Source organism: Mesobaculum littorinae, from assembly GCF_004011175.1.
GTDB lineage: Bacteria > Pseudomonadota > Alphaproteobacteria > Rhodobacterales > Rhodobacteraceae > Tranquillimonas > Tranquillimonas littorinae.
Genome location: NZ_RQXX01000002.1, coordinates 826587 through 848930, shown reverse-complemented (window position 1 = coordinate 848930; position 22344 = coordinate 826587). Strand labels below are relative to the sequence as shown.

General features: G+C 70.6%; 22 protein-coding genes. 10 read left to right on the top strand and 12 right to left on the bottom strand.

Going from position 1 to position 22344, the window contains the following annotated elements; translation table 11 throughout:
• Window positions 1-14: 14 nt before the first annotated feature.
• The 4 genes from EKE94_RS08690 to EKE94_RS18645 all read right to left on the bottom strand — a co-directional run bounded on the left by EKE94_RS08690 (window position 15) and on the right by EKE94_RS18645 (window position 2859).
• Window positions 15-899, bottom strand: a complete 885-nt coding sequence (locus EKE94_RS08690) for a DMT family transporter (RefSeq protein ID WP_235855946.1) — start codon at window positions 897-899, stop codon at window positions 15-17.
• 466 nt (window positions 900-1365) lie between these two features.
• A complete protein-coding gene (locus EKE94_RS08685) occupies window positions 1366-2190 on the bottom strand; it encodes a TIGR00282 family metallophosphoesterase (RefSeq protein WP_127906181.1) in 825 nt (274 codons plus the stop codon).
• Window positions 2191-2357: 167 nt separating this feature from the next.
• Window positions 2358-2564 carry a hypothetical protein gene (locus EKE94_RS08680; protein ID WP_127906180.1) on the bottom strand — a complete coding sequence of 69 codons (207 nt, stop codon included), beginning with the start codon at window positions 2562-2564 and terminating at the stop codon, window positions 2358-2360.
• 124 nt (window positions 2565-2688) lie between these two features.
• Window positions 2689-2859 carry a hypothetical protein gene (locus tag EKE94_RS18645; RefSeq protein ID WP_164870864.1) on the bottom strand — a complete coding sequence of 57 codons (171 nt, stop codon included), beginning with the start codon at window positions 2857-2859 and terminating at the stop codon, window positions 2689-2691.
• Between the two features lie 236 nt (window positions 2860-3095).
• Between EKE94_RS18645 and EKE94_RS19055 the strand changes: the two genes are divergently transcribed.
• The 3 genes from EKE94_RS19055 to EKE94_RS08670 all read left to right on the top strand — a co-directional run bounded on the left by EKE94_RS19055 (window position 3096) and on the right by EKE94_RS08670 (window position 4091).
• Window positions 3096-3224 (top strand): hypothetical protein, encoded by a 129-nt coding sequence (locus EKE94_RS19055; protein ID WP_268878276.1) that lies wholly within the window; start codon window positions 3096-3098, stop codon window positions 3222-3224.
• Between the two features lie 290 nt (window positions 3225-3514).
• The gene (locus EKE94_RS08675) at window positions 3515-3673 is read left to right on the top strand and encodes a YqaE/Pmp3 family membrane protein (protein WP_127906179.1); all 159 of its coding nucleotides are present in this window, start codon (window positions 3515-3517) and stop codon (window positions 3671-3673) included.
• A gap of 4 nt (window positions 3674-3677) precedes the next feature.
• Window positions 3678-4091 carry a DUF4112 domain-containing protein gene (locus EKE94_RS08670; RefSeq protein WP_235855945.1) on the top strand — a complete coding sequence of 138 codons (414 nt, stop codon included), beginning with the start codon at window positions 3678-3680 and terminating at the stop codon, window positions 4089-4091.
• A gap of 195 nt (window positions 4092-4286) precedes the next feature.
• Here the strand turns inward: EKE94_RS08670 and ndk are convergent, their stop codons facing one another.
• The 5 genes from ndk to EKE94_RS08645 all read right to left on the bottom strand — a co-directional run bounded on the left by ndk (window position 4287) and on the right by EKE94_RS08645 (window position 9559).
• On the bottom strand, window positions 4287-4709 hold the full coding sequence (gene ndk, locus EKE94_RS08665; RefSeq protein WP_127906178.1) for a nucleoside-diphosphate kinase: 423 nt from the start codon (window positions 4707-4709) through the stop codon (window positions 4287-4289).
• A 178-nt stretch (window positions 4710-4887) separates the two neighbouring features.
• Window positions 4888-5472 (bottom strand): retropepsin-like aspartic protease family protein, encoded by a 585-nt coding sequence (locus EKE94_RS08660; protein WP_127906177.1) that lies wholly within the window; start codon window positions 5470-5472, stop codon window positions 4888-4890.
• 146 nt (window positions 5473-5618) lie between these two features.
• Window positions 5619-6239, bottom strand: a complete 621-nt coding sequence (locus EKE94_RS08655; RefSeq protein WP_127906176.1) for a MarC family protein — start codon at window positions 6237-6239, stop codon at window positions 5619-5621.
• A gap of 550 nt (window positions 6240-6789) precedes the next feature.
• On the bottom strand, window positions 6790-8643 hold the full coding sequence (locus EKE94_RS08650) for an ABC-F family ATP-binding cassette domain-containing protein (protein WP_127906175.1): 1854 nt from the start codon (window positions 8641-8643) through the stop codon (window positions 6790-6792).
• 301 nt (window positions 8644-8944) lie between these two features.
• Window positions 8945-9559: an OmpW/AlkL family protein gene (locus EKE94_RS08645; protein WP_127906174.1), complete on the bottom strand. Its 615-nt coding sequence runs from the start codon at window positions 9557-9559 to the stop codon at window positions 8945-8947.
• 544 nt (window positions 9560-10103) lie between these two features.
• Between EKE94_RS08645 and EKE94_RS08640 the strand changes: the two genes are divergently transcribed.
• Complete coding sequence (locus EKE94_RS08640) at window positions 10104-10721, top strand: trimeric intracellular cation channel family protein (protein WP_127906173.1); 618 nt, start codon at window positions 10104-10106, stop codon at window positions 10719-10721.
• Between the two features lie 450 nt (window positions 10722-11171).
• On the opposite strand, the gene EKE94_RS08635 is transcribed toward EKE94_RS08640, so the two are convergent.
• Window positions 11172-11627: a DNA polymerase III subunit chi gene (locus EKE94_RS08635; protein WP_127906172.1), complete on the bottom strand. Its 456-nt coding sequence runs from the start codon at window positions 11625-11627 to the stop codon at window positions 11172-11174.
• A gap of 10 nt (window positions 11628-11637) precedes the next feature.
• Window positions 11638-13110, bottom strand: a complete 1473-nt coding sequence (locus EKE94_RS08630) for a leucyl aminopeptidase (protein ID WP_127906171.1) — start codon at window positions 13108-13110, stop codon at window positions 11638-11640.
• A gap of 145 nt (window positions 13111-13255) precedes the next feature.
• On the opposite strand from EKE94_RS08630, the gene lptF reads away from it, so the two are divergent.
• The 6 genes from lptF to rsmA all read left to right on the top strand — a co-directional run bounded on the left by lptF (window position 13256) and on the right by rsmA (window position 21040).
• Window positions 13256-14584 carry an LPS export ABC transporter permease LptF gene (gene lptF / locus EKE94_RS08625; RefSeq protein ID WP_127906170.1) on the top strand — a complete coding sequence of 443 codons (1329 nt, stop codon included), beginning with the start codon at window positions 13256-13258 and terminating at the stop codon, window positions 14582-14584.
• On the top strand, window positions 14581-15675 hold the full coding sequence (lptG, locus tag EKE94_RS08620; RefSeq protein WP_127906169.1) for an LPS export ABC transporter permease LptG: 1095 nt from the start codon (window positions 14581-14583) through the stop codon (window positions 15673-15675). Before lptF ends, lptG begins: the two co-directional genes overlap by 4 nt.
• On the top strand, window positions 15675-17780 hold the full coding sequence (locus tag EKE94_RS08615; RefSeq protein ID WP_127906168.1) for an LPS-assembly protein LptD: 2106 nt from the start codon (window positions 15675-15677) through the stop codon (window positions 17778-17780). The genes lptG and EKE94_RS08615 overlap by 1 nt, the downstream gene beginning before the upstream one ends.
• 20 nt (window positions 17781-17800) lie before the next feature.
• On the top strand, window positions 17801-19090 hold the full coding sequence (locus tag EKE94_RS08610) for a peptidylprolyl isomerase (protein WP_164870863.1): 1290 nt from the start codon (window positions 17801-17803) through the stop codon (window positions 19088-19090).
• Window positions 19090-20067 carry a 4-hydroxythreonine-4-phosphate dehydrogenase PdxA gene (gene pdxA, locus EKE94_RS08605; RefSeq protein ID WP_127906166.1) on the top strand — a complete coding sequence of 326 codons (978 nt, stop codon included), beginning with the start codon at window positions 19090-19092 and terminating at the stop codon, window positions 20065-20067. Before EKE94_RS08610 ends, pdxA begins: the two co-directional genes overlap by 1 nt.
• 124 nt (window positions 20068-20191) lie before the next feature.
• Window positions 20192-21040, top strand: coding sequence for a 16S rRNA (adenine(1518)-N(6)/adenine(1519)-N(6))-dimethyltransferase RsmA (gene rsmA / locus EKE94_RS08600; RefSeq protein WP_127906165.1), 849 nt, complete (start codon window positions 20192-20194; stop codon window positions 21038-21040).
• A 363-nt stretch (window positions 21041-21403) separates the two neighbouring features.
• Here rsmA and EKE94_RS08595 read toward each other — a convergent pair whose 3' ends face one another.
• The gene (locus tag EKE94_RS08595; protein WP_127906164.1) at window positions 21404-22258 is read right to left on the bottom strand and encodes a DUF4167 domain-containing protein; all 855 of its coding nucleotides are present in this window, start codon (window positions 22256-22258) and stop codon (window positions 21404-21406) included.
• Between the last annotated feature and the right edge of the window lie 86 nt (window positions 22259-22344).

Genomic DNA, 22344 nt, shown 5'->3' with positions numbered 1-22344 from the left:
CTCCGGCGGGCCGGTCAGAGCTTAACGTCGTGCGGGCGCGGCACAAGCTTCGATCTGGGGCGCGGCTGCACCAGGAAAAGGCCCGCGAACATCGCCAGAAGCGCGGCGCCGATCCACCCCGAATAGCGTTCGCCCAGGATCGCCATCGACCACACCAGCCCCGAGGCGGTGACGAGATAGGCGACCTGCGCGGCAAAGACAGATCCGGCCCGTCCGACCAGCCACAGATATCCGGTATAGACCACCGCATGCACGGCGCCCGAGGCGACCACTGCAAGCTCTGGCAGCCCCCAGGGCGGGCGCGGATCGATGAAGGTGCCGGTCCCCAGCGCCAGCCCGGCGGCGACCGGCAGGCCCAGCAGCGTCGCGCCGAACAGCAGCTGGACGGCGTCAAGCTCCGGCAGGCCCCATTTCGCCACGGCATTGCCCTCGAGCGCATAGAAGACCGGGGCGATCAGCGCCAGCGGCACGAAGCCCGCCATCGCCGGATCGGGCAGGCTGGTCTCGGGCAGCGTGACCAGAAGCACGCCGCAAAGGCCAAGCCCCAGCCCCAGCGCCCGGCCCCAGGAAAACCGGTCGAGCCCGGCGGCCAGCGCGATCGGGAAGGCGAACATCGGCACCAGCGATATCAGCAGCGCCACCAGGCCCGCGGGCAGGTATACCGCCGCCTGGTAGGAGGCCGCGTTGGGCAGCACCGTGCCCAGCAGCGCCACCATCAGGTAAAGCGCAACGTGCCGGCGCCCCAAGGGCAGCGACCTGCGGCGGGCAACCATCACGGCACCCATGATCGCCCCCGTCACGCACATGTGCCAGAAGACGATGCCCACATGCCGGTGCCCGCCCGACACCGCGATCTTGGCCAGCGGCTGGCCCAGCCCCCACCCCGCGCCGATCAGCACGAGGATCGCGATCAGCCCCGCCCTGCCGCGCCCGATCGCCCCGTGCCCCGGCTGTCCGGCTTCCGGCTGCCCGATTTCCGACGGCTCAATCTCCGACGGCTCAGGTCGCGAGGGCCCCGATCCCGACGGCGCCGGTTCCGGCTGCCCAGGACGCGACGGCTCACGACCCGGCCGCCCGCGATCAGACGGCTGATCGTCGTTCGCGACGCCCTCAAGGGGCCCACGACCGGAGTGCCGGTGCGGGCCCCGCCCGCTGGTGATCGCCAAGCCGTCCACGGGTCCGCGACCGCCCGTCACGCGCGCTTCCGTCACGCGCGCGCTTTCGAACCGCACGCCCGACCGGCTGCGACCGGACGGCCTGCAGGTTCAGGCTGGCAGATCGGGGCGACTTCGTGCCGTCGGCCCACAAGGTCGCGGCCCGCGTCTTTTCGGGCCGAGGCTGCGCGGACCGGGGTTCCGGGTCCGCTCACGCCGGATCCGCGGGGCCCGACGGCGGCAGCGCCCCGCCCTGCCGCACCGGGACGACCCGGGTGGCGCGGCCGGTGGCATCGTCGGTCTCGACATAGACGCCGCAAAGCGTGGCGGGTCCGCGGGCCGGTTCGAACCTGCCACGGGGCATGCCGGTGACGAAGCGGCGCAGCGGCTCGGTCTTTTCCATCCCGATGACCGAGGCATAGTCGCCGCACATGCCCGCATCGCTCAGATACGCGGTGCCGCCCTGCAGGATCATCGCGTCGGCGGTCGGCACATGGGTATGCGTTCCCACCACGAGGCTGGCCCGCCCGTCGCAGAAATGGCCCATCGCCATCTTCTCGGACGTCGCCTCGCAGTGGATGTCGACGACAGCGGCATGGATCCCCTGCCCCAGCGGCGTGTTCATCAGCACCCGGTCGATGGCGGAAAAGGGATCGTCGAAGGGCCGCTTCATGAAGACCTGCCCCAGCACCTGCGCGACCAGCACGCGGCGGCCGCCCGGCGCTTCGAAGACGCGCGCACCGCGCCCCGGGGGCGCCTTGGCAAAGTTCAGCGGGCGGATGATGCGGGGCTCGGCCTCGGCCATCGGACCCATGTCCTTCTGGTCGAAGGCATGATCGCCCAGCGTGACCACGTCGGCCCCCGCCTCGAACAAAAGCCGGGCATGGGCCCCCGAAAGGCCCGCACCGTTGGTTGCATTCTCGCCGTTGACCACGACGAAATCGAGCTGCCAGTCATGGCGCAGCGCGGGAAGGCGTTCGGTGATCGCGGCCCGGCCCGCGCGGCCGAAGACATCGCCCAGAAACATTAGTCGCATGGGCTGAGGGCTTAGGCCCGCCGCGGCCCGAGGGCAAGGGCGTTCGCCCCTTCGCGCGCCCGGCCCGGCATGCACCCGGTTCAGCGCACCCCGGGCAGCGCACCCCGGGCGGCGCACCCCGGGCAGCGCACCCCGGGCGGCCCTCTTCCCGCCCGGGCGACACGCGCCTATCCTTGCGAGGCTCTCCGACACGAAATTGCGGGCGCGGGGGACGGCACGCACAGCCGGTCGATGCCGCCGTTGCTGTCCTGCCCCAGCTGCTCCTGCGCGGTGCGGGCGGTTACGCGGACGTGGCTCAGCAACACCCGGTTGCCGCTGCGCCATGCGTAGGAGTTGACGCGGGCCAGAACCCGGGCAAGGCGATCTGCATCCATCTGCGGGACCTCTCTGACTATCTGGATAGTCTGTCTGTCTGGATATGCGGTATTGGTCGAGGCGTGCGTCCCAGCGCCCCGCGGCCCCGGCAGGGCGATGCGGCGGCCCGGCTTCAAACGCATCTCAAAGGCGCGCGATTGCCGAGGCTAACGCGCCATCGTCGGCGGCGTCGATGTCGCACATCAGTTCGCGCGCGATCAGGTCGAGCGACTCGGCCACGGCCCAGCAGCCGCCACGGCGAAACTGCATCAGGCAGAGTGTCAGTTCCGACAGGATGTCGCGCGGATCAGTCATTGGCCCCTCCCATGTGTGATCTGCGTCCAAACTCGCGGATAAAGCTTTATGTCCGGTTAGTTGGCAGCGGAGGGTTCCCCACGGGCTCTGGTCAATTTGCCTCAAACTCAGCGCAGTTTTGCCGGCTCACCGCGGCGTGACTTGCGTTGGGCCACGCTTCTGCCGTCATGGGGCCACAAGGCGGGTGCAGAAAGGGAACCGCACCGCCACACCACGCTGAGTAAACGAGCAGTACCATGATCCATCGCCCCAACGCCTCACCGACTTCGGCCTCGGCCCCGCATCCCGGCCGCCCGGCACCGCAGCCCGTGCGCCTGCCCGAACCGACCGCTCCCGTCGCCCTGCGCGACTGGGCCGCGATCTGACCCCGGACGCCGCGCCGGGGGCACCCCCGGTGCGGCGCCGACCGCCCGAACCGGCGTCCCGAACCGGACGACCGTCCCGAGGATCCCGGGCGGCAAATCCACGCCCCTTGGCGCCCCGTCGCCCCGGCCAGCCCTTCACCAGGGCCACCCGGAATGGCCCCGCAGACCGGACGCAGCAGCCCGCGTCCCTTGGCGGCCCACGCCCCTGAAACCGCGCCCGTACGGCACCATCGCGGAACCTACGGGCCCCGGCGCACATTGACCCGGCACCGCATGTCTGGAGCCCGTCAATGGATCTTATCCGCATCATCATCGCCGTCTTCGTGCCGCCGCTCGGAGTTTTCCTGCAGGAAGGGCTGGGCAAGCAGTTCTGGCTGAACCTCATTCTGACGCTTTGCTTCTTCGTTCCCGGGCTCGTCCATGCCGTCTACATCATCGCGAAACGCTGAGCGCATGGTGTCCCCCGCCTCTTCCGACCCCCGCACCGCAGGGCCCCGCACCGAAGGCGAGCGCAGCCCCGAGACGCTCGAGGCCGAGATGGCTGCGCTGGAACGGCTGGCCGAACGGATGGACGCGGCCTTTCGCCTGCCGCTCATTGGCACGCGCATCGGCTGGGACGGCATTCTGGGGCTCCTGCCCGGGATCGGCGACGCCGCGGCCTTCGGCCCCGCGGGCTATATCATATATCGGGCGATGCAGATGGGGGCGCCGCGGCCGGTTCTGGCGCGGATGGCGGCGAATGCAGGGGTCGATGCCGTGGTCGGCACGGTGCCGCTGATCGGCGACCTTCTCGACATCGGGCTGAAGGCGAACCGCCGCAACGTGCGCCTGCTGCGCCGCCATTTCGAGCGGACCGGCGCGCTGTAGACCCAGGCCGGGCAACACCTTTCATAACGGCAGTAGCGCGTTCACGACGCGCCCTGCGCGACATGCAGGGTGACCGGTCGTGGCGATCGGCCGCGATAACGGATGGGCAGCGCCCCACTGGCCCGCAACAGCCCACCGACAGCAAAAAGGGCGCCACGGGGCGCCCTTTGAGGTTCGCGGGATGTCGCGTCGGGCTTAGCCGACCAGTTCGAGACCCGAGAAGAAGAACGAGATTTCGTCGGCGGCGGTGTCGGGCGCGTCCGAGCCGTGGACCGAGTTCTCGCCGACCGATTCAGCGAAATCGGCGCGGACCGTGCCCTCGGCCGCATCGGCGGGGTTGGTCGCGCCCATGACTTCGCGGTTCTTCGCGATGGCGCCTTCGCCTTCCAGCACCTGCACGACGACCGGGGCCGAGGCCATGAATTCGCACAGCTCGTCGTAGAACGGACGCTCGGCATGAACCTTGTAGAACTCGCCAGCCTGAGCCTTGGTCAGCTGGATGCGCTTCTGCGCAACGATGCGCAGGCCCGCATCTTCGAACTTGGCGTTGATCTTGCCGGTCAGGTTGCGGCGGGTGGCGTCGGGCTTGATGATCGACAGGGTGCGTTCGGTGGCCATTGGCGTGCCTCATATATGTGCAGGGGCAGCCCAGCGCTGCCCCGGAAATCGGCGCCCTGCTAGCATGGAGACCGTGACTTGAAAAGGCGCACTCGACATCCGCGCCGCAGGATCGCGCCTGTCGAGTGCCCGGGCGCGGGTGGCGGGTGCCCATGGGGGCGCGCGACAGGGACAGCGCCTAGCGTTCCAGCACCAGCCGGTTCTCCGCGATCTCGATCCGGCCGAAGCGTTGAAGGTAACTCATCCCCAGAAGCGACATGCCCATCTCGCCCCCGTTGACCGAGGCGGTGACGTTGGCGTCCGACAAGGGCCCCAGCGTCACGCGGTCCAGCATGACCTGCGCGATGGGCACGACGCCGTTGGCCGTCTGGGCCCGGCCCAGGTAGGCAAGCTCGTCCGGATCGATCCCCGCCCGCTCGGCATCACGGCGGGTCAGGACCATGTCGCTGGCGCCGGTGTCGATGACGAAGTCGACCGCGGCATCATTGATCCCCAGCGTCAGGTAGTAGTGCCCGTCGGGGGCGCGCGGCACCTCGACGATGCGCCCGGCCTCGCCCACGTAGGACTGCCGCGGGGCGACGGTATCGCGGATGTCGGACCAGAGCCCCGCCACCGCCACGACGCCCACGAAGATCAGCCCCCAGATCGCCGCCTGTTGCAGCGTCTTGCCCATCCGGTCGCGGCTGGCCACGACGAAGTATCCGCCGAGAACAAGCAACAGCAGGACAAGGTACGCGATGCGGCCATAATCGTCACCGGTCATGCGTCGAAGATAGGGGGCGGAGACGGTTTCGCAAAGGGCATTGCGTCGCAGGGCCTCTCGCCCTTGCCATAGCGTGCCGTCAAGGGGCCCGGCGGGCGGCGGCGCGGCTGCCCGCCACGACCCGGGACGTGCCTCGCGGGGGTCGCCTAGCCCCCGACAAGACCGAAGGATTTCAGCCCGTCCAGCACGAACTGAACCGACAGCGCGGCAAGCAACATGCCCAGCAGGCGGGTCACGACGTTGACGCCGACATCGCCCAGCATGTGTTCAAGCGGGCCCGCTGCCAGGAACAGCGCGAAGGTGATCGCCACGACCAGCGCCATCACCACGTGCACAGCGATGACCATGGTGACGTCGCCGCCCGCCTGCCCGGTCAGAAGGATCATCGTGGCGATGGCGCCCGGCCCGGCCAGCAGCGGCGTGGCCAGGGGAAAGACCGAAGGGTCGTCTTCGTTCTTGTCGGCATTGCCCTGCCGCCGTTCGGCCCGGCGCTCGAACAGCATGTCGAGCGCGGTCAGGAACAGAAGAATGCCGCCCGCGATGCGGAAGGCCGGCATGGTGATGCCGACGAACCCCAGCACCGCCTCGCCGAACATCCCGAACAGCATCAGAAGCGCCGCCCCCAGCGCACAGGCCCGGGCCCCGACCGCGCGGCGCTGCGCCCGCGGCATGCCCTGCGTCAGCGCCACGAAAAGCGGCGTCAGGCCGATGGGATCGACGATCACCATAAGGGTGACGAACGCGGTAATCAGGAAATTCCAGTCCATGCCTCAACCCCTTCACACGGCCCCGTCGCGGGCCGCCAGGATCGCCCCCTGCGGCGGGGGCCTCGATACGGGGTGTCCGTTCCGCGAACACCGTTTTCCGCGCCCGACACTTCCGAGCTCACGCCGCCGGACCCGAACAACCGCGCCCGGGCTTGCGTGGCCAGCCCGCGGGACGCCGGGCGGGCCGGCCTGCGGCTTGGGGACGGTGCTGCCGGCCCGGCACTGCCGCCCTGCCCTCGGGCCGCGAGGGCCCGACCATCGCGGCCAGGGCAGAGGCGACAGCCCCGGCCTTTCATGCCGCCGCCCCGGCCCGCCCCCAGGGCCCCGGCACAAGACCCGCACGCCACAGCCCCGGGACCATCCGGCGTAACGGGAGGGCGCGGCCATGCACCTCGACCCACGTCCCCGGACCGTAACTTTCGGACCTCAACCTTCAGACCGCAGCCTTCCGGCGCCGACCTTTAGGCCTGAACCTTTGGCCCCCGGCCTTTGATCCCCGGCCCGCGGGCCCAAGCCTTCTCCCCGGTCCCCGGCCCTCAGACCCCGGCCCTCAGGCCTCGGCGGTCTCGAGCTTTTCCAGCGCGGCCATCCACAGCGCCTCGGCCCGGCCGAGCGCCTCCATGACCTCGGCGTATTTCTTCTGCCAGACCTCGGCCTCGCCCGCCTTGCCGGGCTCGTAAAGGTCGGGGTCGGCCAGCTTCTTGGCCAGCTTGTCGCGCATCTCGTTCAGCTTCTCGACCCGGCCCTCGGCCTTGCGCACATCCGAGCGCATCGCCAGCACCTCGTCGCGGCTGGCGCGCCTGGGCTTGGGTTTGGGCGCCTCGGCCTTGGGCTTCTGCGGCGCGTCGTCCGCCAGAAGCAGGCGGCGATAGGCCTCGAGATCCTCGTCAAAGGGCGCAACCCGCCCGTCCTTGACCAGCCACAGCCGGTCGGCGGCGAGGCTGAGCAGGTGCATGTCGTGGCTGACAAGGATCACCGCCCCCGAATAGGCGGTCAGCGCTTCGACCAGCGCTTCGCGGCTTTCGATGTCGAGGTGGTTGGTCGGCTCGTCGAGGATCAGCAGGTGCGGCGCGTCGAGCGTCGCCAGCAGCAGCGTCAGCCGCGCCTTCTGGCCGCCCGACAGCTTGCCCACCAGCGTTTCCGCCTGCGCCGCGCCCAGACCGAAGCCCGCCAGGCGCGACCGCCACTGGGCGGGCGATTCCCCCGGCCGCATCCGCCGCAGGTGCTCGACCGGTGTCTCCTCGGCGCGCAGTTCGTCCAGCTGGTGCTGCGCGAAATAACCGATCCGCAGCTTCGAGGCCGAGGTCACGTTGCCCGCAAGCGCCGGCAGCTTGCCTGCCAGTAGTTTCGACAGCGTCGACTTGCCCTCGCCGTTGCGGCCCAGCAGCGCGATGCGGTCGTCCTGGTCGATGCGCAGGTCCAGCCGCGACAGCACGGCCTTGCCGTCGTAACCCACGCTCGCCCCCTCCATCGTGACGATGGGCGGCGACAGCTCTTCGGGCTCGGGGAAGGTGAAGGCGCGCAGCGCGGCCTCCTGCGGGGACTGGATCGTCTCCATCCGCTCGATCATCTTCAGCCGGCTCTGCGCCTGCTTGGCCTTCGAGGCCTTGGCACGGAAGCGGTCGACGAAGCTTTGCAGATGCGCCCGCCGCGCGTCCTGCTTGCGCGCCGCCGCCTGCTGCACCGCGATGCGTTCGGCGCGGGTGCGGGCGAAATTGTCGTACCCGCCGGTATAGAGCGAAAGCTTCCGATCCTCGAGATGCAGGATATGCCCGACCGAGCGGTTCAGAAGCCCGCGGTCGTGGCTGATGACCAGCACGGTATGGGGATAGCGCGTCAGGTAGCTTTCCAGCCACAGCGCGCCTTCGAGGTCGAGATAGTTGGTCGGTTCGTCCAGCAGCAGAAGGTCGGGTTCGGAAAACAGCACCGCCGCCAACGCCACGCGCATCCGCCAGCCGCCCGAGAAGGCCGAACACGGCATGCGCTGCTGTGCGTCGTCGAAGCCCAGGCCCTTGAGGATCGCCGCCGCGCGCGCCTCGGCCGACCAGGCGTCGATATCGGCCAGCCGCGTCTGCACCTCGGCGATGCGGGCGGCGTCGGTGACGGTCTCGGCCTCGGCCAGCAGCGCGGCGCGTTCGGTGTCGGCGGCCAGCACGGTGTCGATCAGCGACACCTCCGAGCCCGGGACTTCCTGGCTGACCCCGCCGATGCGGTAGCGCTCGGGCACCGCGATCTCGCCCCCTTCCAGCGCAAGCTCGCCGCGGATCAGGCGAAAGAGCGTGGTCTTGCCCGTGCCGTTGCGGCCGACGAGGCCGACCTTGTGGCCTTCGGGAATGATCGCCGAGGCGCCCTCGAACAAGGGGCGGCCCGCGATGGCGTAGCTGATGTCGTCGATGCGTAGCATGGCGCGCGCTTAGCAGAGCCTCGCCCGGGGGGGAAGCGCCCGCGTGCCGGCATGGGCGGCTTTGTCCGCCGCATGCATTCCCGGGGGGGCGGGCATACGGGCCAGAGTGCGGGGGGGGCATCGCGGCGCGGTCCTTCGCAAAGGCCCCTACCCCGCGGCCCGACAGGAAAACGGGCGCGCCATGATGGGCGCGCCCGTCCTCCCTGCCTGCCCGGTCCGGTATGCCCGGCCCTGCCTGCCTGCCCGGACTTGCCTGCCGGGTCTTGCTGCCCGGACGCCCTCCCAGCCGTCCGGGCGCGTCTCAGAACCGGTGGACGAAGGACACGCCCAGCACCAGCGGATCGACCTCGGCCGTGCCCAGCCCGGCGCCGTTCAGCGACGTATCCATGTCGATGTCCATCCAGCGCAGGTCGGTGCGCAGCGCGTTGTTCTCGGACAGCGCGTAGTCGAGCCCCAGATGCGCGGCCAGCCCCCAGCTGTCCTGCAGGTCCAGATCGCCCAGCGGCGAATCGACATCCAGCGCGGTGGTGAAGTTCACCCCGGCACCGACGAAGGGCGTGAACTTGCTGTCGTTGCGGAAGTAGTAGTTCAGCGTCACCGTCGGCGGCAGGTGCTCGACCTCGCCGACCTTGGCACCGTTAAGCTTGATGTCGTGGGTGAAGGGCGTCGCCGCCAGCAGTTCGAGCCCGAGGTTGTCGGTCAGAAGGTATTCCAGCGTCAGCGTGATCTGCGTGTCGTCGCCCAGCGTCAGGTCGCCGGCGGACAGCGTGCCGTTGTCGTCTTTCGGCGTCACGAGGCCCAGCCCGACGCCGAAGGTGAAATCACCGGCCTGCTGGGCCGAGGCGGCCGTCGCGGCGCCCATACCGGCGAGGGCCAGCCCGGCGGAGGCGGAAAGAAGGAGGGCCCGAAGTTTCATGATTCTGTCCTTTGCGATAATCTCGCACCCCCCTTGCGCCCGCGGCGCGGCGCCCACCTTGATTTGGGTCAAGCCGTTGAAAACAGGGCGCTCCTGCGACGTTCTGGCACACCTGCTCGGCCCGGCGCGTGGTCGGCGCCACCGCTTCGGCAGCCGGCGCGCACAGCTTGGCTGGCGCAAGCGGGGACTGCGGTGCCCGGCGCCGCCACCCGGGAGTTGCAGGAGATGACGTTTGCGGTCCAAAAGGGCGCCGGACGTATGGGACGGCCCTGCCCGGGTCGCGCCCGGCTGCAAGCCACGGTCCGGGGTGGCGGCGTTATAAGGGCTGTTCGGGCCCGGGGCTGCGGCGCAGGCCGATGACGACAGGCGCGGGCAGCTTGGAAAAACGAATGCGGCCCCCTCTGCGGCCCCCTCTGCGGCCCCCTCTGCGGCCTGCGCAGGGATGTCGGGCACGACGCGGGTCATGGCATGGGTCGGCGCGCGAAGGTCTCTCGGCGCGGGACTGCAACATCGGCCCACGGGCCCTATCGATGGTGGTGACGGAATGGACATCTTGCCCCTCGGCGTCTGGCTCGACCTTCTGGGGACATATGTCTTCGGTATCAGCGGCGCGCTCCTGGCGGTGCGGCGCGGGCTCGACATCTTCGGGATCGCGGTGCTGTCGGTGGCGGCGGGCCTCGCGGGCGGCATGATCCGCGACATGCTGCTGGGGGCCACGCCGCCCACCGCACTGGCAGAGCCGCGCTACCTGCTGACCGCGCTTGCCGCCGCAGGCACCGCGTTCTTCGGGCACCGACTGGTGGAACGGCTCAGCAAGCCCGTCATGATGCTCGACGCGCTGGGGCTGGGGTTCTTCGCGGTCAGCGGCTGCCGCAAGGCGCTGGCGCTTGAGCTCGACCCGCTTCCGGCGATCCTGCTGGGCGTGCTGACCGCCGTGGGGGGCGGCGCGGTGCGCGACCTGCTGGTGGCCGAGCCGCCCCGCGTCCTGCGCGAAGAGATCTATGCCCTCGCCGCGATGATCGGCGCCGCCATCGTGGTCGTCGGCGCGCAGGCGGGTCTGAGCGACAGCGCGGTGGCCGGAACCGCCGTCGCGGCCGTCTTCGCGATCCGGGTGATCAGCGTCCGCTTCGGCTGGCGCGCCCCCCGGGCCCGCGGAACCTGAGCCCGCGGGTCCCGAGCCCGCCGCCTGCGCCCCGGGGCGCCACCGCGAGGTGACGGCGGAAGGTAACAAGGTGAGCCGACGGGGAGACTCGCGGCTTTTCGCAGTCCGCGCCGTCCCGGCACCCCCCGGCTGGCGCCCCTTGGGGTCGCCGCGGCCCCCATGGGCGGCGCCGCGCGCCCCCGTCACCCTGCGCCCGCCACTGTACGCCCGTCACCGGGTAAGCTGTCACCGTAAGCCCATCACCGTAAGCCCGCCACCGAATAACCGGTCATCGTGTAGCGTCGGCGGGTAAGCGTCACCAGGCAAGCCTCGGCGCGAAAGTCGACATCTTCCGGAAGTACATGTGCGAGCGTGACGTTCTTGCGGCGCGGCAGCACCATCACGGGCGGGGCGGCACCGTCCCGAGCGCGGTGCAACGGGGGACCGTCCGGGCGGGCCGGGGCGGACGGGTCAGCTTTCCGCCTTCTTCTCCCAGCGGCCGGACTCCTCGCTCCAGTACTGCGCCGAGCAGCCGGCGCGGGTCAGGTCGCGCCACTGGCCGCGGGCCTTGGCCAGCGCGGTCTCGTCGGCGCCGTCGAACAGCACGCAGACACGGTCGAGCCGGGTGACCTCGTCGGGTGTCACGGCGGCGCCGTCGATCGCCATCAGGCAGACGGCCCCGTTGGACATCTCGGGCGCGACGGTCAGCAGGACCGGCTGGTCGGCGTCATGCGGCCCGCCCGCCAGTCCGTGCGGCAGAAACCCCTCGCCATCCAGCCACAGCTTTTCGTCCAGCCAGGCCAGGCGGTCGGCATCGGTGCCGCGCACCGCGACGCGCCAGCCCTGCCCCAGCGACCGGTCAAGCAAGACCGGCAGCGTCGCCTCGAGCGGGCGGCGCGTCAGGTGGTAGAAATAGGCGGCGCCCACGGCCCGGGCCCTATTCGCCTTCGAAGCGGTCGCGCACCAGCCGGTCGAGCGACAGCACGCCCCATCCCGACACGCCCTTGCCGGCATGCGCGCTGTCGCCGCCGGTCTTGGCCACGCCCGCGATGTCGAGGTGGATCCACGGCGTGTCGTCCTTGACGAAGCGGCGCAGGAACTCGGCCGCGGTGATCGCGCCGCCGGGGCGGCCGCCCACGTTCTTCACGTCCGCGACGTCAGATTTCAGCTGCTTGGCGTAGGCCTCGCCCAGCGGCATCCGCCACGCGCCCTCACCCTCGGCCTTCGCGGCCTTGAGGAAGGCATCGCACAGCGGGTCGTTGTTGGAAAAGACGCCCGCGTTCTCGTGCCCGAGGCCGATCATGATGGCGCCCGTCAGGGTGGCCAGATCGACCACGCCCTGCGGCTTGAACCGCTCCTGCGCGTACCACAGCACGTCGGCCAGGACCATGCGGCCCTCGGCATCGGTATTGATGACCTCGACCGTGTCGCCCTTCATCGAGCGGACGACGTCGCCGGGGCGGGTGGCGCGACCGTCGGGCATGTTCTCGACCAGGCCGACCAGCCCCACGACATGCGCCTTGGCCTTGCGCAGGGCGAGCGTCTTCATCACGCCCGACACCACGCCGGCGCCGCCCATGTCCATGGTCATGTCCTCCATGCCAGCGGCGGGCTTGAGCGAGATGCCGCCGGCGTCGAAGACGACGCCCTTGCCCACGAGCGCGAGGGGGTCGCCGCCGGCGCCCTTCCACTGCATCACCACCACCTTCGACGGGCTTTCGCTGCCCTGCCCCACGGCCAGAAGCGTGCGCATCCCGAGCTCTTCCAGCTCGGCCTCTTCCAGCACCTCGACCTCGACGCCCAGATCGCGCAGGCCTTCCAGCTGGCGGGCGAATTCGGTGGTGGTCAGCACGTTCGAGGGCGCGGCGGTCAGGTCGCGGGTGAAGAACACGCCCTGGGCCAGCGCGGCGATGCGGTCGGCGGCATCCTCGTAGTCGCCGGGCTTCGACACCAGGACGGCGACCGGGCCCGCGGTCTTGTCCGCGGCGGCGCCGGTGCGCTGCGCGCGGTAGGTATAGCCGCGCAGGACGGCCCCCAGCGCCAGTTCATCGGCGAAGCGGCGCGCATTGGCCAGAAGCGTGACCGCGGCACTGCCGGCCGACCGGCCAACGGCGACACCGGCCTTGCGCGCCTCGGCGGCGGTGGGACGGCGCGGCAGACAGATCACCTGCACCGCCTCTGCCGCCAGCCCCGCGGGAAAGGCCAGATCGACCGAGGTGCCGGGCGTTGCGTCCTCGAACGCCTCGCCCTCGACCGCGCGCTTCACCGCGCCGCGGGTCAGGCGGTCGATCCGCCGCGCGGCGGGGTCGAGCGTGCCGTCGGCGTCGGCAAAGACGACGATCCGGCCTTCGATCTGCGCCAGTTCGGCGGGGTCGAAGGGGCGAAAGCTGACGGATGCGGGCGTGGTCATGGGCGATGTCCTGCCGGGTTATTGCAAATTCGGGCCGACCCTAGCCCCGGCCCGCGCGGTTGGCCAGAAGGGAGTTTTCCCCGCCCGGACGATCCGCTAGGGTCGCCGCGGACGGCCCGTCAGGGGATCGGGCGACGGGGGTCTCGTGACGCGTATCGACCGTTATCTTTTGTCACAATTCCTGTGGCTCTTCGGCTTTTTCTCGCTGGTGCTGGTGTTGGTCTACTGGATCAACCGGGCCGTGGGCCTGTTCGACATGCTGATCGCCAACGGCCAGTCGGCGGGCGTCTTCCTTGAATTCTCGCTCTTGGCGCTGCCCAACGTGATCCGGCTGGTCCTGCCGGTCTCGGCCTTTGCCGCGGCGGTCTACGTGACCAACCGGCTCGCGGCGGAAAGCGAACTGGTGGCGATGCAGGCGCAGGGCGCCTCGCCCGCGCGGCTGGCGCGTCCGGTCGCCACCTTCGGCCTGATCGCGATGCTTCTGGTACTGGCGCTGACGAACCTGCTGGTGCCCGCCAGCCTGTCGCAGCTGGCGGTGCGCACCTCGGAGGTGGCGCAGAACCTGACCGCGCGGCTGCTCAAGGACGGCGAATTCCTGCACCCGGCCGAGGGGCTGACCTTCTACATCCGCGAAATCACGCCCGAGGGCGAGATGCGCGACATCTTCCTGTCCGACCGGCGCGACCCGCAGAACCGGGTGGACTATACCGCCGCCTCGGCGCTGCTGCTGCGCTCGGACGGGGCGCCGACCCTGGTCATGCGCGACGGCCTGATCCAGAGCCTCGCCCCCGAGGGGCAGAGGCTGGCCACCACCGCGTTCCAGTCCTTCACCTACGACATGACGGGGCTGATGCAGGCCGGCGGCGACCGCGATGTCGAGCCAGAGGACCTGTCGACCTGGGAACTGCTGTCGCGCACCGAGGCCGTCGCCCGGCGCACCGACACGCCCGTGCCCGAGGTGCTGAGCGAGGTGCATTCCCGCTTCACCCAGGCGATCAAGGCGCTGTCGGCCCCGCTTCTGGGCTTTGCGATCCTGATGTCGGCCGGCTTTTCCCGCTTCGGCATGTGGCGCCAGATCCTGGCGGCGATCGGGGCTGTCGTCGCGATGGAGGCGCTCGACGCCGCCGCCGCCGACATGGCCGAACGCGGGCCCGATCTCTGGGGTCTGCGCTATATCCCGGCGCTGGTCGCGCTGGCGCTGGCCTGCGGCCTTCTGTGGCGCGCCGGGCGCCCGGGGCGCGCGCCGAAGCAGCCGCCCGCCAGCGGACAAGACGACGGGCCCAATGGCGGACGCGACGACGGAGCCGACGACGGGCCCGATGACCCATCCAATGCCCGAGCCGGCCACGTCCCGGGAACCGGCGTCACCGGAGCGGCTGAGCCCGCGCGGGACGGAGCGTCACACCGCGGCCCCGCCCGCGCGGACGCGGCGGCCGCCCGCCCCCGCGATCAGGCGGCAGGAGGCCCGGCATGACGCTGCATCTCTACTTTGCCCGGCGGTTCCTGGGGGCCTTTCTGGGCGTCTTCGCCGCTTTCGCCGCGCTTCTGGCGCTGATCGACCTTGTCGAGCAGATCCGCCGCTTCGACAGCGCCACCGTCAGCTTTCGGCAGAAGGTCGGGCTGACGCTGCTGCACATCCCCGACAGCCTGTATCGCATCCTGCCGCTGGTGATGATCCTTGCCACGCTGTGGCTGTTCCTGTCGCTCGCGCGCACCTCGGAGCTGGTGGTCACCCGCGCTGCCGGGCGGTCGGCGCTGCGCAGCCTTGCCGGGCCGGTGACCGTGGCACTGGTGATCGGGGTGACGGCGGTGGGCGTGCTGAACCCCATCGTCGCCGCCAGCTCGGCCCGCTACGACGTGCTGGCCAGCCGCTATGCTTCGGCCTTCTCGTCGATCCTGTCGCTCAGCGGCGAAGGCCTGTGGCTGCGCCAGGGCGGCCCCGAGGGGCAGACGGTGATCGAGGCGCCACGTGCCAACCTGGACGGCACCGAACTTTACGGCGCCACCTTCCTGGGGTTTGATACCGCGGGCATGCCGACCTTCCGGATCGAAGCCGCCCGGGCCGAACTGACCCCCGGGGAATGGCACCTGCGGGACGTGAAGCTGTGGCGGCTCGACGCCGAAAACCCCGAGGCCGCGGCCGAAAGACAGGACCAGATGACGCTTCCCGCCACGCTCAGCCGCGACCAGATCCTAGACAGTTTCGGCGCGCCGCAGGCGATCCCCGTCTGGGACCTGCCCGCCTTCATCTCGCGGCTGGAGGAGGCCGGGTTCTCGGCCCGCCGCCACCGCGTCTGGCTGCAGATGGAGCTGGCGCTGCCGGTCCTGCTGGTGGCGATGGTCTTGGTCGGCGCGGGCTTTACCATGCGGCACACCCGGATGGGGCGCACCGGGCTCATGGTGCTCTTCGCGCTGGGTCTGGGCTTTGCGCTCTATTTCATTCGCGACCTGGCGCAGATACTTGGCGAGACGGGGCAGATTCCCATCGCGCTGGCGGCCTGGGGACCGCCCGTGGCGGCGATCCTGCTGCCGCTTGGACTGCTGTTGCACTGGGAGGACGGCTGATGCGCGCGCTGGCGCTGATCTTCGCGCTTCTGCTGCCCGCCGCCGCGGCGGCGCAGACCGCGACGCTGGTGTCGGACCGGCTTTACATCACCGGCGACGACCGGCTGATCGCCGAGGGCCGGGTCGAGGTGATGGAGGGCACGACGCGCCTGACCGCCAGCCGGCTCGTCTACGACCGCAGCGCCGACCGGCTGACGCTGGAGGGTCCCCTGACCCTGGTCGAGGGCGACGGCGACGCGGTGGTGCTGGCCTCGCAAGGCGCGCTCGACGCCGATCTGGAAGACGGCATCCTGGTCAGCGCGCGGCTGGTGCTGGACCGGCAGCTGCAGCTGGCCGCGAACCAGATCAACCGCGTCTCGGGCCGCTACACGCTGCTGACCAAGGCCGTCGCCTCGTCCTGCCAGGTCTGCGCCGCCAACCCGGTCCCCACGTGGGAGATCCGCGCCAGCCGCATCGTGCACGACGACCTGGAACAGCAGCTCTATTTCGACAACGCCACCTTCCGTCTCCTGGGCGTGCCGGTGTTCTACATTCCCCGGCTCCGCCTGCCCGATCCCACGCTCGACCGCGCGCGGGGCGTGCTGGTGCCGACGGTGCGCAGCTCAAGCCGGCTGGGCTTCGGCGTGCGGGTGCCCTATTTCCTGCCGCTGGGATCGCATGCGGACCTGACGCTGGCGCCCTATGTCAGCGAAAACACCACCACGCTCGAACTGGGCTACCGGCAAGAGCTGCGCCGCGGCCGGATCGCCTTCGAAGGCGCGGTCAGCCGCGACGACCTAACCGACGACGCCACGCGCTACTACCTTTTCGGCGAGGCCGCGTTCCTGCTGCCGCGCAGCTTCCGGCTGGACCTCGCGGTGCAGGAGGTGTCGGACACGGGCTACCTGACCGATTACGACTATTCCAACGAGGACCGGCTGGAGACCTCGGCGCGCCTGACCCGGGTCGACCGGCTGAGCCTCTTCGACGCACGGCTGAGCGGGTTCGAGACGCTGCGCGACAGCGAACGCCCGATCGCCGGCGAACTGCCCCGGCTTTACGGCACCGCGCGACTGGAGCAACGGCTGCGACTGGGCGGCGGCACGCTGAGCTTCGGCGCCGATGCCGCCGTGCTGGACCGCAGGTCCGACGCTGACGGCGCCGGACGCGACCTGGCGATGGCGGGCCTGAGCCTGGGGTGGCGCGGCGACCGGATGCTGCCCGGCGGCATCGTCGGCGCCGCAACGCTGGGGCTGGACGGACGCGCCTACACCATCGACAACGACAGCACCTTCGACGACGAGGTCAGCCGCATCACCCCCGAGGCGGCGGTCGAGCTGCGCTGGCCCTTCACCCGAACCGGACCGGGCGGCACGTTCCACCTGATCGAACCGGTGGCGCACCTGGCCTGGTCGGACCCGCGCGGCGGCCCCGTTCCGAACGAGGATTCGACGCTCGTCGAACTGGACGAGGGCAACCTGTTCTCGCTGTCGCGCTTTCCCGGCGAAGACGCGGTCGAGGATGGGCTGCGCCTGTCGCTCGGCGCCAGCTACCTGGCCGAAACGCCCGGCGGCCTCAGCCTCGGGGTGACGGCGGGGCGGGTGATCCGGGCCGAGGACAGCGACCTCTATCCGATGGGCACCGGGCTGGACGGCCGTCTGTCGGACTGGCTGGTGGCCGGCCACGCGCGGCTGTCGGATGGGCTGTCGATGATCGACCGCGCCGTCTTCGACGACGACCTGTCGATGTCGAAGAACGAGCTGCGGCTGGATCTCGACCGCGGCCGCACCGACCTTGCGGCCAGCTACATCTGGCTGGACGGCGTGCCCGAGGAAAACCGCCCCGACGCCACGCACGAACTGGCCTTCGACGCGGGCTACCGCCTGACCCGGACATGGACCGGCAGCATCGAGGGCCGGTTCGATGTCGCCTCGGAACGGGCGCAGCGCGCGGGCGTCGGCCTGCAATATCGCAACGAATGCATCACGCTCGACCTTTCGGCATCGCGGCGCTACACGTCCTCGACAAGCGTGACACCCGCGACCAGCTTCGGGGTCCAGGTGTCTCTGGCAGGCTTCGGGTCGGGCGGCGGCACGTCGGCCGACCGGGCGGTCTGCAGGAATTGAAGACGAAGGGAGGCTTCGGGATGAAGCGGGAAAGCGGCAAGCGGGACGTCGGGCGGAACTTCGGACGGATCATCGGGGCCGCGGCGGTCGCGGCGGCCCTGTCGGGCGTGCCCTTCGGCGCGGGGCCCCTGGGCATCGCCACACCGGCGCAGGCGCAGGGCATGTTCGCCCCGGTGGCCGAGGTCGACGACCGCGTCATCACCCGCTGGGAACTGGACCAGCGCGCGAAGATGCTGAAACTCTTCCGCAATCCCGGCGACCCGCAAGAGGGCGCGCTTGAGGCGCTGATCGACGAACGCCTGCAGACCCGCGAGGCCGAGCGCGTGGGCATCACCGTCACCGAAGAGCAGATCCTTGCCGGCGAGGAGGAGTTCGCGCAGCGCGCCAACCTCGGCCGCGAAGACTTCCTCGCCGCGCTAGCGCAGGCCGGGGTCGAGCGGGAATCGCTGCGCGATTTCGTCACCGCGGGCCTTTTGTGGCGCGAATACGTGCGCGAACGCTTCCGCCCCCGCGCCGACATCAGCGACAGCGACGTCGACAAGGCACTGACCCGGCTGGCGCGCGACCCCGCCGCGGGCGTGCGGGTTCTGGTCTCGGAGATCATCCTGCCGGCCAACAACGCGCGCAATGCCGCTCGGTCCGAACAGCTGGTGGGCGAGATCGTCACGCTCGACAGCCAGGCGGCGTTCTCGGACGCCGCGCGGCGCTACTCAGCCTCGCCCTCGCGCGAGAAGGGCGGGCAGATCGACTGGCTCGAGCTGTCGAACCTGCCGCCCCCGATCGCGCAGGCCCTGCTGCAGAGCACCGAAGGCACGGTCGCCGGGCCGTTTCCGCTGCCCAACGCGCTGGCGCTGTTCCAGCTGCGCGACATCGACGACACGGGCCAGGCGGCGCCGACGCCCAAGGCCGTGGACTACGCCGTCTTCACCGTCGCCGCGGGACAGGGCCCCGAGGCGCTGGCCGAGGGGCGCCGGCTGGCCGCGCGGGTCGACACCTGCGGCGATCTTTACGGCGTCGCCGAAGGCCTGCCGCCGCAGCGGCTGCAACGCGCCGATCCGCCCACGCCCTTCGCCCAGATCCCCGACGACGTGAAGCTGCAGCTTGCCCGGCTCGACCCCAATGAAACCACGTTGAGCGTCGGACCAGACGGGGCGCTGCGGCTGACGATGCTGTGCGGCAGGATCTTTCCGCAGGGCGAAAACGTGACCCGCGACGCGGTGCGATCGCAACTGGTGTCGTCGCAGCTGCAGGGCATGGCCGAGGCGCTGGTCGCCGAGCTGCGTGCCAACGCCTACATCAGGTACTACTGATGCCCGCCGCCCCCATCGCCCTGACCTGCGGCGACCCCTCGGGCATCGGGCCCGAGATCGCCGCCAAGGCCTGGGCCGAGCTCGGCGCGCGGCTGCCGTTCTTCTGGATCGGCGACCCCGCCCACCTGCCCCCCGGCACGCCGGTGTCGCAGATCGCCCGGCCCGACGAGGCGCTGCGCGCCGCGACCTCGGGCCTGCCGGTGCTGCCGCACGCGTTTCCCGCGCCCGCCCCCGCCGGCGCGCCCGATCCGGCCAATGCGCAATCGGTGATCGATGTCATCGCCCGCGGCGTGCAGCTGGTGCGCCGGGGCGAGGCGTCGGCGCTGACCACCGCGCCGATCCACAAGAAGGCGCTGAAGGACGGCGCCGCCTTTCCGCATCCCGGCCATACCGAATACCTCGCCGCGCTGGCGGGCGTCGACCGGGTGGTGATGATGCTGGCCTCGGACCTGCTCAAGGTGGTGCCCGCCACCATCCATATCGGCCTGTCCGAGGTTCCCGCGGCGCTCACCCGTCAGCTTCTGTTCGACACGCTGCGGATCACCCACGCCGCGCTGATCCGCGATTTCGGGATCGAAAGCCCGCGCATCGCGGTCGCCGGCCTGAACCCGCACGCGGGCGAAGGCGGCGTGATGGGCCGCGAAGAGATCGAGACGATCGCCCCCGTGATCGCGGCTTTGCGGGCCGAGGGGCTGGCACTGATGGGCCCGATGTCCGCCGACACGATGTTCCACGCCGCCGCCCGACGCGGCTATGACGCGGCGGTGGCGATGTACCACGATCAGGCGCTGATCCCGATCAAGACGCTGGATTTCGCGGGCGGGGTCAACGTGACGCTGGGCCTGCCCTTCATCCGCACCTCGCCCGATCACGGCACCGCCTTCGACATCGCGGGCCAGGGCCGGGCCGACCCCGCCTCGCTGATCGCGGCACTGCGGATGGCCGACCGCATGGCCGCGGCCCGGGGACCGGCGTGACACGCCAGGGCCCCGCCTCTGCCTTTGCCTCTACCGCAGCCGCGCCGGGCTGCCGGAAGGCCCTGCCCCGCGCCGGCGCCGTGCCGGGCGCCGCAGGGGCCCGACGGCCCCGGCCGCGCGTCGCATGAGTGCCATCGACGACCTGCCGCCACTGCGCGAGGTGATCGCCACGCACGGTCTTTCGGCCCGAAAGGCGCTGGGGCAGAACTTCCTCCTCGACCTCAACCTGACCGCCAAGATCGCGCGGCGGGCGGGCGACCTCACCGGCTCGGACGTGCTCGAGGTCGGGCCCGGCCCCGGCGGCCTGACCCGCGGCCTGCTGGCCGAAGGCGCGCGCCGGGTGCTGGCGGTGGAAAAGGACGCCCGCTGCATGGCGCCCCTGTCCGAGATCGCCGCGGCCTATCCCGGTCGGCTCGAGGTCATCAATGCGGATGCGCTCGCGCTCGACGTCACCGCGCATCTCGCCCCACCGATCCGCGTCGTGGCGAACCTGCCCTACAACGTGGGGACCGAGCTTCTGACCCGTTGGCTGGATCCCGGCCACTGGCCGCCCTTCTGGGACAGCCTGACGCTGATGTTCCAGCGCGAGGTCGCGCAGCGCATCGTGGCCGAGCCGGGGTCGAAGGCCTACGGACGTCTCGCCATCCTGTCGCAGTGGCGCGCCGATCCCCGCATCGTGATGGAGCTTCCGCCCGAGGCCTTCACCCCGCCGCCCAAGGTCCGCTCGTCCGTGGTGCACCTGACCCGCCGGGACACGCCGCGCTATCCCGCCGACGGCGCGGTGCTGAGCCGTGTTGTCGCGATGGCCTTCAACCAGCGCCGCAAGATGCTGCGCGCCGCGTTGAAACCGCTCGGTCCCCGGCTGGAGGCGTGCCTTGAGTCGGCGGGCATCAAACCGACGCAGCGCGCCGAAGAGGTGACGCTGGAGCAATTCTGCGCCCTCGCCCGCGCCGTCGCGGCCGAGGGGATTTGACCGCAGCCGGATCCGGGCGAGTCGTCCGACGCGTCGGTATCGCAAGCGGGTGCCGGGCCGGCACACGGACCGACGGCTTCGGGGCGGCTTGATCGGCGCGGGCCCCAACCCGATATCCGGCCTCCGTACCCCCTTGGCCAATGCTCTTGGCGGATTGCGGGCGGGACAGGCGCAGCCTACGCCCCGCTCCGGCCTGCCGGCATCGGCATCGCCCCGGTCACGGCACCGCAGTCTTTCTGAAATTGCAAAAGGCCGGTCGCGGTCGCGGGCTCGGCGTAGTGACCCAGGCGATGGCACCGCGGACGACACCCTGCGGATCGCAAGAAAAAGGCAGCCGATCATAAGACCGGCTGCCTTTCGAAATCACTCGGCTGCTTCCGCCGATCCTTCGCCGGGCCCGCCGGCGCCGCCCTCATCCGCGGGGCTGCCCTCCGGGCTGCCCTTGTCTCCGCCCTCAGGCGGGGTCGCCTTGGGCTTGCGGGCGCGCGGGGCGCGGCGCGGCTTTTCAGCCTTGCTTTCGGGCGTCTCGACCAGGCCGCTGTCAGTGCCACTGCCGCCCTCGACATCGATCACGTCGTCGCGCGGGGTCTCAGCGGACTCCTGCGGCGCGGATTTGCGGCTGCGCGACCGGCGAGCGGGCTTCTGCGGCGCATCGTCGCCGCGGGTATCGGCCCGGCCACCATCCTTCTGGCCGCCGTCTTTCTGGCCGCCGTCCTTCTGACCACCGTCATGCGACGGGGCGGCGCGATCGCCCTCGGACCTCTGGTCGCCATCGCGACTGTCGGACCGGGCCTCGACCTCGCGACCGTCGTTGCGCCCCTCGTTCTGGCGGCCATCGTTCTGGCGCCCGTCATTGCCGCGCCCGTCGTTGCCCGACTGGCGATCGGCATTGCGGTCGTTGCCCTGACCCTGCTGGCCGTTGCCGGAGGCATTGCCCTGCCGGTTGTCATGCTGTTCGCGGCGCTGCTCCTGTTCGCGCTGCGCCTCGCTCAGCATTCGCAGGTAGTGCTCGGCATGCTGTTGGAAGTTCTCGGCCGCCACCCTGTCGTTCGACAACTGGGCGTCGCGGGCGAGCTGATTATACTTCTCGATAATCTGTTGCGGCGTGCCGCGCACCTTGCCCTCGGGCCCCGAGCTGTCGAAAACCCGGTTTACAATGTTGCCCGAGGGACGGTTGCGGTTCGACTTCGACCGCGAACGTGACTTAGACGATCTCATATTACTTTGGATTCCAGCCTTGTTCTGGCAGTGCCGATCCGGTTTGCCCTGCTGTGCGCACCAAATAGGTGCCTACCGGTCGGTCG

Coding starts and splice junctions, on each gene's coding strand:
- EKE94_RS18645 (WP_164870864.1), bottom strand. CDS start 2,859: ATGACTGATCCGCGCGACATCCTGTCGGAACTGACACTCTGCCTGATG.
- EKE94_RS08645 (WP_127906174.1), bottom strand. CDS start 9,559: ATGAAACTTCGGGCCCTCCTTCTTTCCGCCTCCGCCGGGCTGGCCCTC.
- lptG (WP_127906169.1), top strand. CDS start 14,581: ATGACGCTGCATCTCTACTTTGCCCGGCGGTTCCTGGGGGCCTTTCTG.
- EKE94_RS08675 (WP_127906179.1), top strand. CDS start 3,515: ATGGATCTTATCCGCATCATCATCGCCGTCTTCGTGCCGCCGCTCGGA.
- EKE94_RS08670 (WP_235855945.1), top strand. CDS start 3,678: ATGGTGTCCCCCGCCTCTTCCGACCCCCGCACCGCAGGGCCCCGCACC.
- EKE94_RS08660 (WP_127906177.1), bottom strand. CDS start 5,472: ATGACCGGTGACGATTATGGCCGCATCGCGTACCTTGTCCTGCTGTTG.
- ndk (WP_127906178.1), bottom strand. CDS start 4,709: ATGGCCACCGAACGCACCCTGTCGATCATCAAGCCCGACGCCACCCGC.
- rsmA (WP_127906165.1), top strand. CDS start 20,192: ATGAGTGCCATCGACGACCTGCCGCCACTGCGCGAGGTGATCGCCACG.
- EKE94_RS08640 (WP_127906173.1), top strand. CDS start 10,104: ATGGACATCTTGCCCCTCGGCGTCTGGCTCGACCTTCTGGGGACATAT.
- EKE94_RS08680 (WP_127906180.1), bottom strand. CDS start 2,564: ATGGATGCAGATCGCCTTGCCCGGGTTCTGGCCCGCGTCAACTCCTAC.
- EKE94_RS08650 (WP_127906175.1), bottom strand. CDS start 8,643: ATGCTACGCATCGACGACATCAGCTACGCCATCGCGGGCCGCCCCTTG.
- EKE94_RS19055 (WP_268878276.1), top strand. CDS start 3,096: ATGATCCATCGCCCCAACGCCTCACCGACTTCGGCCTCGGCCCCGCAT.
- EKE94_RS08595 (WP_127906164.1), bottom strand. CDS start 22,258: ATGAGATCGTCTAAGTCACGTTCGCGGTCGAAGTCGAACCGCAACCGT.
- pdxA (WP_127906166.1), top strand. CDS start 19,090: ATGCCCGCCGCCCCCATCGCCCTGACCTGCGGCGACCCCTCGGGCATC.
- EKE94_RS08655 (WP_127906176.1), bottom strand. CDS start 6,239: ATGGACTGGAATTTCCTGATTACCGCGTTCGTCACCCTTATGGTGATC.
- EKE94_RS08685 (WP_127906181.1), bottom strand. CDS start 2,190: ATGCGACTAATGTTTCTGGGCGATGTCTTCGGCCGCGCGGGCCGGGCC.
- EKE94_RS08630 (WP_127906171.1), bottom strand. CDS start 13,110: ATGACCACGCCCGCATCCGTCAGCTTTCGCCCCTTCGACCCCGCCGAA.
- EKE94_RS08615 (WP_127906168.1), top strand. CDS start 15,675: ATGCGCGCGCTGGCGCTGATCTTCGCGCTTCTGCTGCCCGCCGCCGCG.
- EKE94_RS08610 (WP_164870863.1), top strand. CDS start 17,801: ATGAAGCGGGAAAGCGGCAAGCGGGACGTCGGGCGGAACTTCGGACGG.